Here is a 13,718-nt window from a genome sequence, read left to right as displayed (position 1 = left end):
AATGGGTGAGGCGCAGACGGAAAGCGAACCGCATATCCCCGTCCTCCTCGCTCCGATACTTGAGCGGGTGAGCGTTGGCGGCACATGGCTTGACGGCACCTTCGGGGCCGGGGGCTACACCCGCGCGCTGCTCGATGCCGGAGCGGAGCGCGTGATCGCCGTGGACCAGGACCCCGAGGTGTTCGAGCGCGCGGCCGCCTGGGCCGGGAAATACGGTGACCGGTTGGCGCTGACGCGCGGCAATTTCGCGGATCTCGACACGCTGGCTGCCGAACAGGGCGCGCCGCTTCTCGATGGCGTCGTCCTGGATATCGGCGTCAGCTCAATGCAGATCGACCAGGCAGAGCGCGGCTTTTCCTTTGCCAAGGACGGCCCCCTCGACATGCGCATGGCCCAGGCCGGCCCCAGCGCCGCGGACCTTGTGAATGACCTGCCCGAGGCGCGGCTCGCCGATGTGCTGCACCAGTTCGGCGAAGAGCGCGCCGCAAGGCGCATCGCGCGCGCGATCGTGCACGACAGGAAGGCAGAGCCCTTCACCACCACCCGCCAGCTTGCCGGCCTGATCGAGCGGATCCTGCCGCGCCCCAAGCCGGGCCAGCCGCATCCGGCGACGCGCAGCTTCCAGGCGCTGCGCATCGCGGTGAACGACGAACTCGGCGCGCTGGCGCGTGGGCTCCTGGCGGCGGAACGGGCGCTGAAGCCCGGCGGCGTACTGGCCGTGGTCACCTTCCACTCGCTCGAGGACCGGATCGTCAAGCGCTACCTACGCGAGGCCAGCGGCAGTGCCGCGAAGGGCAGCCGCTACGCCCCCGAGGTCGCGGCCGACACGCCACGGTTCACGCTGATCACCCGCAAGGCGGTGGAGGCGGACGAGGCGGAAGTGGCCGCGAACCCGCGCGCGCGATCCGCGCGGCTGCGCATGGCGACGCGCACCGACGCGCCGGCCCTTCAGATGGACCCGGCCGCGCTGGGGCTGCCGAAACTCGTTCTGACGTCAGGGATAAAATGATGAAAACATTGCTTTATCTTGCAGCCAGCTCGCTTGTCGTCGCCTTCGCGTTCTGGGCCTACAACGTCAACTATACCACGCAGGAAGCGGTGCGCCGGGTCGCGGACCTGCACCGCGCCATCGCGGCGGAGCGCGCCGCGATCTCGATGCTGAACGCCGAGTGGGCCTACCTCAACCGCCCCGAGCGGCTGCGTGTTCTGGCAGAGGAATTCTTTCCCGAGCTCGGCCTGATGCCGATGACCTCCGAGCACTTCGGCGATCCGGCTATGGTCGCCTATCCGATCCCCGAGGACCCGCTGCCGCCCGATGGCATCCTCGATATCGTCGCTGAGGATGACCTGCCATGATCCGCCGCCCCCTGCGCCCGCTCGCGCGGGTGATGGACGCCCGCGCACAGGGCGAGAACCCCGACACGATCGAGGCGGAGGAGCGCGCCGCGCGCCTGCGCCAGCGCCACCGCGCGGAACGCCAGAAGGCCGAGCATCGCCTGTGGCTGCTGGCCGCCACCTTCGTCCTGGCCTTCGGAACGGTCGCGGTGCGCATGTCCGTGCTGGCCGCCTCGGACCCGATCGAGCCGCGCTCGGCCGGGGTGCATACGCAGATCGTCGCACAGCGCGCCGATATCGTGGACCGCAACGGGGCTATCCTGGCGACGAACCTTCAGACCGCGTCGCTCTATGCTCAGCCGCACATGATGGTGGACCGCGCCGCCGCCGCCGCCGGGCTGGCGCGGATATTCCCGGATCTCGATGAAACCGAGTTGCTGCGCCGCTTCTCGGGCAAGCGCAAGTTCCTCTGGATCAAGCGCTCGCTCAGCCCCGAGCAGCGCCAGGCGGTGCACGACCTGGGCGAGCCGGGCCTGCAGTTCGGTCCGCGCGAGTTGCGCCTGTATCCCAACGGCAGCCTCGCCAGTCATATCCTCGGCGGCTACAGCTTCGGGCGCGAGGGGGTGCACGCCGCCGAAGTGATCGGCTCGGCCGGGGTGGAGCGGCGCTTCGACGCCTTCCTGCGCGATCCCGCGGAAGGCGGCAAACCGCTGGAGTTGTCCATCGACCTGTCCGTCCAGGCCGCGGTCGAACGGGTTCTGGAGGGCGGGATGCGCCTGATGAACGCCAAGGGCGCCACCGCCGTGCTGATGGAGGCGAACACCGGCCAGATCATCGCCATGGCCAGCCTGCCCGATTTCGATCCGAACCAGCGCCCCGCGCCCCCGACCACGGGCGATCCCTCGGACAGCCCGATCTTCAACCGCGCCGCGCAGGGCGTCTATGAGCTTGGCTCAACCTTCAAGATCTTTGCCGCCGCGCAGGCGCTGGAACTCGGGCTGGCGACGCCTTCCACCATGATCGACACCAAGGGGCCGCTGGCCTGGGGACGCTTCAGGATCCGCGATTTCCGCGACTACGGCGCGCGCCTGTCGCTGACGGATGTGATCGTGAAATCCTCCAACATCGGAACGGCGCGCATCGCCATGGAAATCGGTGGCGAGCGGCAGAAGGCCTTCCTCGGCACGCTCGGGTTCCTCGACCCGGTACAGGTGGACCTGCCCGAGGCCAGCAAGACCCGGCCGCTGATTCCCGACCGCTGGTCCGAAATATCGACCATGACGATCAGCTATGGCCACGGCCTTGCGGCGACGCCGCTGCACCTGGCCGCGGCCTATGCCTCCATCGCGAACGGCGGACTCAGGGTGACGCCGACGCTGCTGAAGTCCACCCCGCCCCCGACCGAGGCGGATCGCGTGATCTCGCGCGAAACCTCGCAGAGCCTGCGCACGATGCTGCGCGCGGTGGTCGAGCGGGGCACCGCTTCGCTGGCCGACGTGGATGGCTATGCCGTCGGCGGCAAGACCGGCACCGCCGACAAGCCGCGCCATACCGGGGGCTATTACGAGGACAAGGTCATCTCGACCTTCGCGTCGATCTTTCCCGCGCATAACCCGCAGTACGTGCTGATCGTGGCCCTGGACGAGCCCGAGGACCGCACCGGGCGCGAGCCGCGCCGCACCGCGGGCTGGACGGCGGCCCCCGTCGCCGGAGAGATCATTCGCCGCATCGCCCCATTGATGAACATGCGTCCGCTGCCTAAAGAAGGGGCGGATGCAACCAACGCGCTGATCGTGCGCAACTGATCGCAAAAGGGGCAGACGGGTGAGCGGAGCCGGGACGGATCACAAGGACATCTCGGCGCTGGGCCTGCTCGAAGGCGCGCACCGGGCCGGCAAATGGCCGGAAAACGGGGCAGGCAAGGTCGCGATCACCGGGCTGTCCGTGGACAGCCGGGACACGCGGCCCGGCCACCTGTTCGCGGCACTTCCCGGTGTGCACCGCCATGGCGCGGAATTCATCGCCTTCGCCCTGCGCATGGGCGCGGCGGCGATCCTGACCGACGAAGAAGGGCTGGAGCTGGCCGGAGAGGTGGACATCCCCGTTATCGTCCACGACGATCCGCGCCTCGCCCTGTCGCGCGCCGCCGCACGCTGGTTCGCATCGCAGCCCGAGACGATGGTCGCGGTGACGGGCACCAACGGCAAGACCTCGGTCGCCAGTTTCACCCGTCAGATCTGGGAAGCGGACGGCGCGCGGGCGGTCAACTTCGGGACCACCGGCGTCGAAGGCGCACTGTCGCGCCCGCTGACCCACACCACGCCCGAGCCGATCACGCTGCACAGGCTGCTGGCCGAACTGGCGGATGCCGGCGTGACCCACGCCGCGATGGAGGCGTCGAGCCATGGCCTGGCGCAGCGCCGCCTTGACGGGGTCCAGTTGCGCGCCGCGGCGTTCACCAACATCTCGCGCGATCACCTGGATTACCATCCGACCTTCGACGACTACTTCTTCGCCAAGTCCGGCCTGTTCCAGCGGGTCCTGCCCGGTGACGGGACGGCGGTGATCGACCTGGACGACCAGATGGGCCTGACGCTGGCTGAGGCCGCCCGCGCCCGCGGCCAGCGGGTGATCGGCACCGGGCGTCGCGAGGCGGCAGACTTGCGCCTGCTCAGCCAGCGCTTCGACTCGACGGGCCAGGACATCCGCTTTTCCTGGGAAGGCGAGGTGCACATGGCCCGACTTGAGTTGATCGGCGGGTTCCAGGGCGAAAACGCACTCGTGGCCGCCGGCCTCGCCATCGCGACGGGGGTGGCGCCGCACACCGTGTTCACCGCGCTCTCAAGCCTCCTGGCGGTGCGCGGGCGCATGCAGCGCGCGGCTCAGCGTAGCAATGGCGCGTCGATCTTCGTCGATTACGCGCATACGCCCGACGCGCTGGAAACCGCGCTACGCGCCCTGCGTCCGCATGTAATGGGCCGCCTGCTGGTCGTCTTCGGCGCCGGGGGCGACCGCGATCCCGGCAAGCGCCCGGTCATGGGCGCGGCGGCGCGGGATTTCGCCGACGTGGTCTTCGTGACCGACGATAACCCCCGTTCGGAGGATCCCGCCGCGATCCGCGCCCAGATCATGGAAGCCGTGCCCGAGGCGAACGAGATCGGCGACCGCGCGCAGGCGATCCTGACGGCCGTGGACGCGCTGCAACCCGGCGACACGCTGCTGATCGCGGGCAAGGGGCATGAAACCGGGCAGACCGTGGGCGAGGACGTGCTGCCCTTCGACGATATCGAGCAAGCCAGCATCGCCGTGGCCGCCCTTGAAGGGCGGATGCCGTGAGCGCACTCTGGAGCGCCGAGGACGCCGCCCGCGCAACCGGGGGCAGGGCGCAGGGCGACTGGGTGGCCACTGGCGTGTCCATCGACAGCCGCAGCGTTGCGCCGGGGGACCTGTTCATCGCGCTCAGCGATCAGCGGGACGGGCATGATTTCGTGGCCGCCGCGCTGGAGCGCGGCGCGGCCGCGGCCATGGTCTCGCGCATCCCCGAGGGCGTGTCGGGCGATGCGCCGCTGCTGATAGTGGCAGATACGTTCCAGGCGCTACAGGACCTCGGTCGCGCGGGGCGCGCGCGCTGCAACGCGCGGGTGATCGCGGTGACAGGCTCGGTCGGCAAGACCGGCACCAAGGAAATGCTGCGCACCGCCCTGGCCGCGCAGGGCCGGACCCATGCCGCCGAGAAGAGCTACAACAATCACTGGGGCGTCCCGCTGACCCTGGCGCGGATGCCGCGCGACACGCAGTTCGCCGTGATCGAGATCGGCATGAACGCCCCGCGCGAGATCGCCCCCCTCGCACAGATCGCCCAGCCCCACGTGGGGCTGATCACGACGGTGGCCGCCGTGCATCTTGAAGCTTTCGGCAACGTGACCGGGATCGCGCGCGAAAAGGCGAGCCTTGCCGAGGGCATCCGCCCGGGCGGCACGCTGATCCTCAACCGCGACAGCGATACCTATGACATCCAAGAACAGGTGGCGCGCGATCATGCCGTCGAGGTGCTGAGCTTCGGCAGCGCGCCGGAAGCCGATTACAGGCTGATCTCCACCCATCTGAGCGAAAGTGCCACGACCGCCGAAGCCGATTGCGACGGCACGCCGCTTCTGTTCCGGCTCGACCAGCCCGGGCGCCACCTTGCGCAGAACGCACTCGGCGTGCTGGCGGGGGTGGACATGCTCGGCGCGGATATCGCGCGCGCCGCGCTTGCCCTGGCGACATGGTCCGCACCCGAGGGGCGTGGGGCGCGATGGGTGATCGACCTCGGCCCCGGCGGGATAGACGGCACCGTGCTGCTGATCGACGAAAGCTACAACGCCAACCCCGCCGCGATGGCCGCCGCGATAGAGGTGTTCGCCCTGACGCAACCGGTGGACGGCATGGGGCGCGTCACCCGCGGGCGGCGCATCGCCGTGCTGGCGGACATGCTGGAACTCGGCCCCACGGCCGAGGCGCTGCATGCGGATCTTGCCGCGATCCCCGCGCTCGAGCAGATCGACATCGTGCACACCGCCGGGCCGCTGATGCGCGCCCTGCACGACAGGCTTCCGCCCGCGAAACGCGGCCAGTGGCATGCGGACACGGCAGCCCTTGCCCAGGCTTTGCCCCGGCTGATAGACGCGGGCGATGTCGTGATGTGCAAGGGCTCCAACGGGTCGAAAGCCGGGCTGCTGGTGGACGCGGTCAAGAAACTGGGCACACCACGGCCTTTCGCCGGGCAGGGGTAACGAGGACAAGAAGATGCTGTATTTCCTGAGTGAATTGTCGGACGGGGGGGATATCTTCAACCTGTTCCGCTACATCACCTTTCGCGCGGGCGGTGCGTTCCTGACCGCGCTTGTCTTCGGCTTCATCTTCGGACGCCCGTTGATCAACTTCCTGCGCCGCAAGCAGAAAAAGGGCCAGCCGATCCGCGCGGACGGCCCCGAGGGGCATATCCTGACCAAGGCGGGCACGCCCACGATGGGCGGGCTGCTGATCCTGTCGGCACTCTTGCTGTCCACGCTGCTCTGGGCGCGGCTGGACAACGGCTTTGTCTGGCTGGTGCTGTTCGTGACCGCCGCCTTCGGCGTGATCGGCTTCGCGGACGACTATTCCAAGGTGACCAAGCAGGACGTCGCCGGGCTGTCCAGCCGGTTGCGGCTGGTGATCGGTTTCCTGATCGCGCTGATCGCCTCGGTCTGGGCGATGTGGCTGCACCCCGAGGCGCTGGCGGGCTACCTTGCGCTGCCGGTGTTCAAGGACACGCTGATCAACCTGTCGGTGCTGTTCGTGCCATTCGCCATGATCGTGATCGTCGGCGCGGCGAACGCGGTGAACATGACCGATGGGCTGGACGGGCTGGCGATCATGCCGGTGATGATCGCGGGCGGCTCCTTCGGGATCATCGCCTACGTGGTCGGGCGGACCGATTTCACGGAATACCTCGATGTGCACTACGTCCCGGGCACCGGGGAAATCGCGGTGTTCATCGCCGCGCTGATCGGCGGGGGCCTCGGGTTCCTGTGGTACAACGCGCCCCCCGCGGCGGTGTTCATGGGTGATACCGGCAGCCTGGCCCTGGGCGGCGCGCTGGGCGCGATCGCGGTGGCCACCAAGCATGAGATCGTGCTGGCGATCATCGGCGGCCTCTTCGTGGTCGAGGCGCTGTCGGTCATCATCCAGGTCCTGTATTACAAGCGCACGAAGAAGCGCATCTTCCTCATGGCGCCGATCCACCACCATTTCGAAAAGATGGGCTGGCCCGAAAGCCAGATCGTGATCCGCTTCTGGATCATCAGCGTGATCCTCGCGCTGGTCGGTCTTGCCACGCTGAAATTGCGGTGACGCGATGATCCCGGTTCGCGGATACGATGGGCACACGGTCGGTGTGCTGGGGCTGGGGCGTTCGGGCCTTGTGGCGGCGCGCGCCCTGCGCTCCGGGGGAGCGAATGTCATCGCCTGGGACGATAACGAGGCCGGGCGCGCCGCGGCGGCGGACGAAGGCTTCGCGCTGGCCGACCTGACCCGCGACAAGGGCTGGGAGGGGCTTGAGATGGTCACCCTGATCGTCAGCCCGGGCATACCGCATCTTTATCCGGCGCCACACGCGGCGGTGACTCAGGCCCTGAACCGGGGCGTGGTGATCGACAACGACATCGGCCTGTTCTTCCGCTCCTTCGCCACCGAGGACTGGGAGCAGATGGACGTGCCGCCGCGCGTGGTCTGCATCACCGGCTCGAACGGCAAGTCCACGACGACCGCGCTGTTGCACCATTGCCTGCAGCAGGCCGGGGTGCGGACCCAGATGGCGGGTAATATCGGGCGCGGCGTCCTCGATCTTGAGCCGGGCCGCGACGGAGAGGTGGTGGTGCTGGAGCTCAGCTCCTACCAGACCGAAGTGGCGCGGGCGCTGGCCCCGGACATCGCGGTTTTCCTGAACCTTAGCCCCGATCACCTGGACCGCCATGGCGGCATCGGCGGGTATTTCGCGGCCAAGGCGCGGCTGTTCACGCAAGGTGGGCCGGAGCGCAGCGTCATCGGCGTCGACGGGCCGGAGGGGCGGATGCTGGCCGCGACGATGCGCGAGGATGCGGACAACGGGGACCCGGTGATCCGCATCGCGAACTCGGTGCAGATCAAGACGGGCTGGTCGGTCTTTGCGCGGAAGGGGTTCCTGTCGGAATGGCGGCGCGGGCGGCAGGTCGCTTCCATCGACCTGCGCGCCATGGCCTCGCTCCCGGGCGCGCATAACCATCAGAATGCCTGCGCGGCCTATGCGGTTCTGCGCGCGCTCGGGCTGGCGCCGCGCCAGATCGAGCCGGGACTGGCCAGTTACCCCGGCCTTGCGCATCGCAGCCAGCTGCTGCGGGTGATCGGCGATGTAGCTTACGTGAACGACAGCAAGGCGACCAACGCGGATGCCGCGGAAAAGGCGCTGCTTGCGTTCTCCAAGGTCCGCTGGATCCTCGGCGGGCGCGCGAAGGAGGGCGGGATCGAGTCCCTCACGCCGTTGTTCGGACGCGTCGCGAAAGCCTATCTGATCGGTGAGGCCGCCGAGGCCTTCGCCGCCACCCTTGGCGCAGTGCCCCATCAGATCTGCGGCACGATGGAGGCCGCCGTCGCCGCCGCCGCGGCCGAGGCGGAGCCGGGCGACACCGTGCTTCTGGCCCCCGCTTGCGCCAGCTTCGATCAATACCCGAGCTTCGAGGCCCGAGGCGAGGATTTCGCGGCCCGCGTGGCCGCGCTGTGATCCGGGCGCGCTGAGCGGGCGCAACGCGCCCGACAGCGCAGCGATGCGGGCTTACCCGGTCGCGGACAGCGGTGCGGCTTCCTCCGCGGGCGGGGTCAGCGAAACGTCGGTGTTGGCCTGCGCAAGCGCGACCAGCCCCGGCACCGGCTCGATCCGGTTCTCGTGGAGGAAGGCCATCAGGTGACCGGCGCGCCAGGAGCGTTCGTCGTCGTATTTCGCGCCGTCGAACTTCAGCTTTTCCTTCAGTGTCTTGCGCGTCAGCGGGCCGGAAAGTTCCTCGGCCGGAACGTATGGAAGGCCGGTCTGTTCGCAAAGCTCCCTTGTGCGGCTGTCGATCGTCACGGTGCAGGCCATGCGCCCGGCCTGGAACGCCAGCGCGCAGCCGTGGTAGCGCGCGCCGATGGTCAGGTCGTGGCGGCGCAGTTCATCCATCCAGGACGGCACATCGTAGTAGGAGCGCGCGAAGCGCTGGCACCAAGCCTCGAACATCTCGGGGGAATAATGCGGCACTGTATGGGCGCGGATGCGTTCGCGCACGACAGGATCGATCTCGGCCAGCAGGTCGCGCGAGATCTTGATCATGTCGCCCATCGACTGGACGATGTAGGCGCCAGGATAGACCGGGTCCATCATCATCGCCACCAGCTGGTGTTCGATCGTGCGGATCTTGCCCCAGGCCTGGTGACCGCCCGCCACGGCGATGGAGCGGGGCACGTCACGGGATTTCCAGTCCGCCTCGATCCGCGCGCCGAGGCCCGCTTCCAGGTTGATGAACTGGGACGGGCAGCCGCCGGTCGTCACGTCCTTGCCGGTCAGCTTCTTGATCTGCGCCGTCGTGTAAGGCCCGCGCGTATAGATGTTGGAGGCGCCGAAACGTTCGCCATTGCGGATCAGCATGTCCAGCCAGGCGGCGGTGCCCTCGCTCAGCGTCACGTCCAGGTCCATGGACTTCGCCTGTGCGCCGAGGCCAATCGCCACGATGGGCACGTCGAGTTGCGCCATGCTCTGCGCCAGGGGGCCAAGGTCAGTGTGCGCGCCAAGCTGGTTCGCGCAGGGAATCACGACGATATCCGCGTCGCGGTTCAGGACTTCGGGTTTCGTATGCCAGGGGTAATAGGTGACGTCGCCCTGCATCACCGTCTTTATCCCGCGCACGAAGGCGAGGTTGCCGTTGTTGTGACCGACGTCGCGATACAGGCTGTCAAAGCCGGCATTGGAATAAAGCCCGGGGTCGCCCGCCGCCCAGAGAAGTGCAATCCGCATGATCAAATCCTTTCATCAGCGCGCACCCTCGGGTGCCGTCCGGGGCCTGATAGCCGTCGCGTGGTGAAGGCCCCCTTAACGGGGACGCGAAAAGCTGGCGTCGGCGCGGCAAAAACGCTACCCTTGCAAATCTCGACCCGGCGGAAGTTCGGGCGAGTGAGGCAGATGACATAGCATGGGCAGGCTCTCATGACGGATATGGTTTATGGCGCGGTGGTCGCCAAACCTGGCGAGGCCGTGTTGCCGCGCTGGTGGCGCACGATCGATCGCTGGTCGCTTGGCGCGGTGATCGGGCTATTCCTGGTCGGCATGTTGCTGGGCTTCGCCGCCTCGCCGCCGCTGGCGCAACGCAACGGGCTGGAGCCGTTCCACTACGTCAGCCGGCAGGCCTTTTTCGGGATGCTCGCGCTGACGGCAATGGTGATCACCTCCATGCTGTCGCCCACGCAGATCCGGCGCAAGGCGGTGCTGGGCTTCCTTGCCGCCACCATCGCGGTTGCCTTGCTGCCGACCTTCGGCACGGATTTCGGCAAGGGCGCGACGCGCTGGTACAGCCTCGGCTTCGCGAGCGTCCAGCCCTCCGAGTTCCTGAAGCCGACCTTCGTGGTCTTTTCCGCCTGGATGATGGCTGCCACCTATGACCTGTCCGGCCCGCCGGGGCGGCTGCTGTCCTTCATCGTGGCCATCGGGCTGACGGTGATGCTGGCGTTGCAGCCGGATTTCGGCCAGGCCATGCTGATCCTCGGCGCCTGGTCGCTGATGTATTTCGTCGCCGGCGCGCCGATCTTCCTGCTGGTGGTCATCGCGATGATGGTGCTCGGCGCAGGCATGTTCGCCTATGTGAATTCCGAGCATGTCGCCCGGCGCATCGACGGCTTCCTCAACCCCGAGATCGACCCCCGAACGCAGCTCGGTTTCGCCACCAACGCGATCCAGGAGGGCGGCTTCCTTGGCGTCGGCGTTGGCGAGGGCACGGTGAAATGGTCCCTGCCGGACGCGCATACGGATTTCATCATCGCCGTCGCGGCCGAGGAATACGGGCTCGTCATTTGCCTGCTCATCATCGCGCTGTTCTCCACCGTGGTGATCCGCTCGCTGATCCGCCTGGTGCGAGAGCGTGACCCCTTCGTGCGCCTCGCGGGCACCGGGCTGGCGGCGCTGTTCGGGATGCAGGCGCTGATCAACCTCGGGGTTGCGGTGCGGCTTCTGCCCGCCAAGGGGATGACGCTGCCGTTCGTCAGCTACGGCGGCTCGTCGCTGCTGGCGGCGGGTCTGGCGCTGGGGATGTTGCTGGCGCTGACCCGGCACCGCCCGCAGGATCACCTGTCCGAATACATCGGTCGCGGGCGGTGAGCGCGCCGCTGCTGGTCATCGCCGCCGGGGGCACCGGAGGGCATATGTTCCCCGCGCAGGCGCTGGCGGAAACCATGCTTGCGCGCGGCTGGCGGGTGAAACTGTCCACCGATCCGAGGGGCGCGCGCTATGCCGGGGCCTTCCCGGCTGAGGTGCAGCGCGTCGTGCTGCGCTCGGCCTCCTTCGCGCGGGGCGGGGCGCTGGCGAAGATCGCCGCGCCGGTGCAGATCGCCCTTGGCTGTGCGGGGGCTTTGTTTGCGATGCTGCGCGACCGGCCCGCCTGTGTCGTCGGGTTCGGCGGCTATCCGGCCTTGCCGGCCATGGCGGCGGCCTGGTGCTTGCGCATTCCGCGCGCGATCCATGAGCAGAACGGCGTTCTCGGCCGGGTCAACCAGCTGTTCGCGCGGCGGGTCGATGCCGTCGCCTGCGGCACCTGGCCGACGGACCTGCCCGCGGGTGTCACCGGGCGCAACACGGGCAACCCGATCCGTGCCGGGATCCGCGCTGTGGCGGGCGCGCCCTACCATCCGCCGGGCGAGGGGCCGCTGGAGCTCCTGGTCTTCGGCGGCAGCCAGGGCGCGAGTGTCATGCGCGTGGTCCCCCAGGCCGTCGCGCTGCTGCCCGAAGAGGCGCGCGCGCGCCTTGTCGTCGCGCAACAGGCGCGCGACGCGGATGCGGACGAGGTGCGCGCCGCCTATGCCGCGCTGGACATTCCCGCCGACATCCGCGCGTTCTTCGACGACATGCCGGCCCGCCTGGCGCGGGCGCAGCTGGTGATCTCGCGCTCTGGCGCATCCTCGGTCGCCGATATCTCGGCCGTGGGACGCCCGGCGATCTTCGTGCCCTTCGCAGCTGCCGTCCGTGACGAGCAGACCGCCAACGCCCGCGGCCTGACCGAGGCGGGCGCAGCGGTGACGGTGCAGGAACGCGAATTGACTCCCGAAGGGCTCTCGTCGCATATCGCCGCGATCCTCGGTGACCCGGCCGCGGCGGCAAAGGCCGCCAGCGCCGCGCGGGCCGAGGGCAAACCAGATGCCGCAGACGCGCTGGCCGACCTGGTCGAGGCGCTCAGCCGGAAGGAAAACGTATGAACGCCGCCGCTACCCGCCTGCCTGTCGATATCGGGCCGATCCACTTCGTCGGCATCGGCGGCATCGGCATGTCCGGCATTGCCGAGGTGCTGCTGACCCATGGCTACACGGTCCAGGGCTCGGACCTGCGGGCCTCGCCGATCACCCGGCGGCTGGAGAAGATGGGCGCGAAGATCTTCATCGGGCAGAAGGCGGGCAACCTGAAGGGGGCGGACGTCGTCGTCATCTCCTCCGCGATCAAGCCGGGCAATCCGGAACTGGACACCGCACGCTCGCTGAAGCTGCCGGTGGTCCGCCGGGCGGAGATGCTGGCCGAGCTGATGCGCCTGAAGAACAACATCGCCGTTGCGGGGACCCACGGCAAGACGACGACCACATCGATGGTGGCCGCGCTGCTGGATGGCGGCGGCGTCGATCCCACGGTGATCAACGGCGGCATCATCCACGCTTATGGCTCGAACGCGCGCATGGGCGCGGGCGAATGGATGGTCGTCGAGGCGGACGAAAGCGACGGCACCTTCAACCGGCTGCCCGCGACGATCGCCATCGTCACCAACATCGACCCCGAGCACATGGATCACTACGGTGATTTCGACACCCTGCGCAGGGCCTTCGACACCTTCGTGTCCAACATTCCCTTCTACGGCGTCGCCGTCGCCTGCATCGACCACCCCGAGGTTCAGGCGCTGGTCGGCCGCATCAGCGACCGCCGCGTCATCACCTATGGCTTCAACCCGCAGGCGGATGTCCGGGTCATGGGCCTGACCTATGAGGCCGGTATCGCGCATTTCGACGTGGTCCTCTCGGCCGAGGGCGACGTGATCGAGGGCGTGTCGCTGCCGATGCCGGGCGATCACAACGTCTCCAACGCGCTGGCGGGGATTGCGGTGGCGCGGCACCTCGGGATCTCGCACGAGCAGATCCGTGCGGCGCTGCTGGGCTTTGGCGGCGTCAATCGCCGCTTCACCCGGGTGGGGGAGGTGAACGGAGTCACCATCATCGACGACTACGGCCACCACCCGGTCGAAATCTCCGCCGTGCTGAAGGCGGCGCGGCAGGCCACTTCGGGGCGGGTCATCGCGGTGCATCAGCCCCATCGCTACACCCGCCTGCGCGACCTGTTCGAGGATTTCTGCACCTGTTTCAACGACGCCGACGTCGTGGCGATCACCAACGTCTATTCCGCCGGGGAAAACGCGATCGAGGGCGCGGACCGCGATGCGCTGGTGGCGGGGCTGAAGGCCCATGGCCATCGCCGCCCCCTTGCGATTGAGGGGGAGGGCGACCTCGCCGATTTCGTGCGGGCCGAGGCGCAGCCGGGCGACTTGCTGGTCTGCCTTGGCGCCGGGTCGATCAGCCAGTGGACCAATGCCCTGCCGGAGCAGCTGAAGGCCTGA

The 13,718-nt window shown here is 68.5% G+C and carries 11 protein-coding genes; 10 read left to right on the top strand and 1 reads right to left on the bottom strand.

The genetic code is table 11. From position 1 onward, the window contains the following. Nucleotide 1: 1 nt before the first annotated feature. Genes rsmH through murD form a run of 7 tightly spaced genes read left to right on the top strand, consistent with a single transcriptional unit; the run spans nucleotide 2 to nucleotide 8,614 of the window. A complete protein-coding gene (rsmH, locus tag DJ029_RS06390; protein WP_112321532.1) occupies nucleotides 2–1,009 on the top strand; it encodes a 16S rRNA (cytosine(1402)-N(4))-methyltransferase RsmH in 1,008 nt (335 codons plus the stop codon). Continuing rightward, nucleotides 1,009–1,356: a cell division protein FtsL gene (ftsL, locus tag DJ029_RS06385; protein ID WP_112321531.1), complete on the top strand. Its 348-nt coding sequence runs from the start codon at nucleotides 1,009–1,011 to the stop codon at nucleotides 1,354–1,356. Before rsmH ends, ftsL begins: the two co-directional genes overlap by 1 nt. Continuing rightward, nucleotides 1,353–3,140, top strand: a complete 1,788-nt coding sequence (locus DJ029_RS06380; RefSeq protein WP_112321530.1) for a peptidoglycan D,D-transpeptidase FtsI family protein — start codon at nucleotides 1,353–1,355, stop codon at nucleotides 3,138–3,140. Before ftsL ends, DJ029_RS06380 begins: the two co-directional genes overlap by 4 nt. A gap of 19 nt (nucleotides 3,141–3,159) precedes the next feature. Then, a complete protein-coding gene (locus DJ029_RS06375; protein ID WP_112321529.1) occupies nucleotides 3,160–4,671 on the top strand; it encodes a UDP-N-acetylmuramoyl-L-alanyl-D-glutamate--2,6-diaminopimelate ligase in 1,512 nt (503 codons plus the stop codon). After that, a complete protein-coding gene (locus tag DJ029_RS06370; protein ID WP_112321528.1) occupies nucleotides 4,668–6,110 on the top strand; it encodes a UDP-N-acetylmuramoyl-tripeptide--D-alanyl-D-alanine ligase in 1,443 nt (480 codons plus the stop codon). The genes DJ029_RS06375 and DJ029_RS06370 overlap by 4 nt, the downstream gene beginning before the upstream one ends. Before the next feature lie 13 nt (nucleotides 6,111–6,123). Then, nucleotides 6,124–7,209, top strand: coding sequence for a phospho-N-acetylmuramoyl-pentapeptide-transferase (gene mraY / locus DJ029_RS06365; RefSeq protein WP_112321527.1), 1,086 nt, complete (start codon nucleotides 6,124–6,126; stop codon nucleotides 7,207–7,209). Between the two features lie 4 nt (nucleotides 7,210–7,213). Continuing rightward, on the top strand, nucleotides 7,214–8,614 hold the full coding sequence (murD, locus tag DJ029_RS06360; RefSeq protein ID WP_112321526.1) for a UDP-N-acetylmuramoyl-L-alanine--D-glutamate ligase: 1,401 nt from the start codon (nucleotides 7,214–7,216) through the stop codon (nucleotides 8,612–8,614). 51 nt (nucleotides 8,615–8,665) lie between these two features. Here murD and DJ029_RS06355 read toward each other — a convergent pair whose 3' ends face one another. Beyond that, on the bottom strand, nucleotides 8,666–9,877 hold the full coding sequence (locus DJ029_RS06355) for a polysaccharide pyruvyl transferase family protein (protein WP_112321525.1): 1,212 nt from the start codon (nucleotides 9,875–9,877) through the stop codon (nucleotides 8,666–8,668). Between the two features lie 189 nt (nucleotides 9,878–10,066). On the opposite strand from DJ029_RS06355, the gene DJ029_RS06350 reads away from it, so the two are divergent. The 3 genes from DJ029_RS06350 to murC are packed head-to-tail and all read left to right on the top strand — an operon-like array spanning nucleotide 10,067 to nucleotide 13,718. After that, complete coding sequence (locus DJ029_RS06350) at nucleotides 10,067–11,230, top strand: peptidoglycan glycosyltransferase FtsW (RefSeq protein WP_112321524.1); 1,164 nt, start codon at nucleotides 10,067–10,069, stop codon at nucleotides 11,228–11,230. After that, entirely contained in the window at nucleotides 11,227–12,321 is a 1,095-nt protein-coding gene (locus DJ029_RS06345) for a UDP-N-acetylglucosamine--N-acetylmuramyl-(pentapeptide) pyrophosphoryl-undecaprenol N-acetylglucosamine transferase (protein ID WP_112321523.1), read from the top strand. The genes DJ029_RS06350 and DJ029_RS06345 overlap by 4 nt, the downstream gene beginning before the upstream one ends. After that, the gene (gene murC / locus DJ029_RS06340; protein WP_112321522.1) at nucleotides 12,318–13,718 is read left to right on the top strand and encodes a UDP-N-acetylmuramate--L-alanine ligase; all 1,401 of its coding nucleotides are present in this window, start codon (nucleotides 12,318–12,320) and stop codon (nucleotides 13,716–13,718) included. Before DJ029_RS06345 ends, murC begins: the two co-directional genes overlap by 4 nt.

It is taken from the genome of Oceanibium sediminis (assembly GCF_003265325.1).
Classification (GTDB): domain Bacteria; phylum Pseudomonadota; class Alphaproteobacteria; order Rhodobacterales; family Rhodobacteraceae; genus Halovulum; species Halovulum sediminis.
This window is presented reverse-complemented; position numbering and strand designations above follow the sequence as displayed.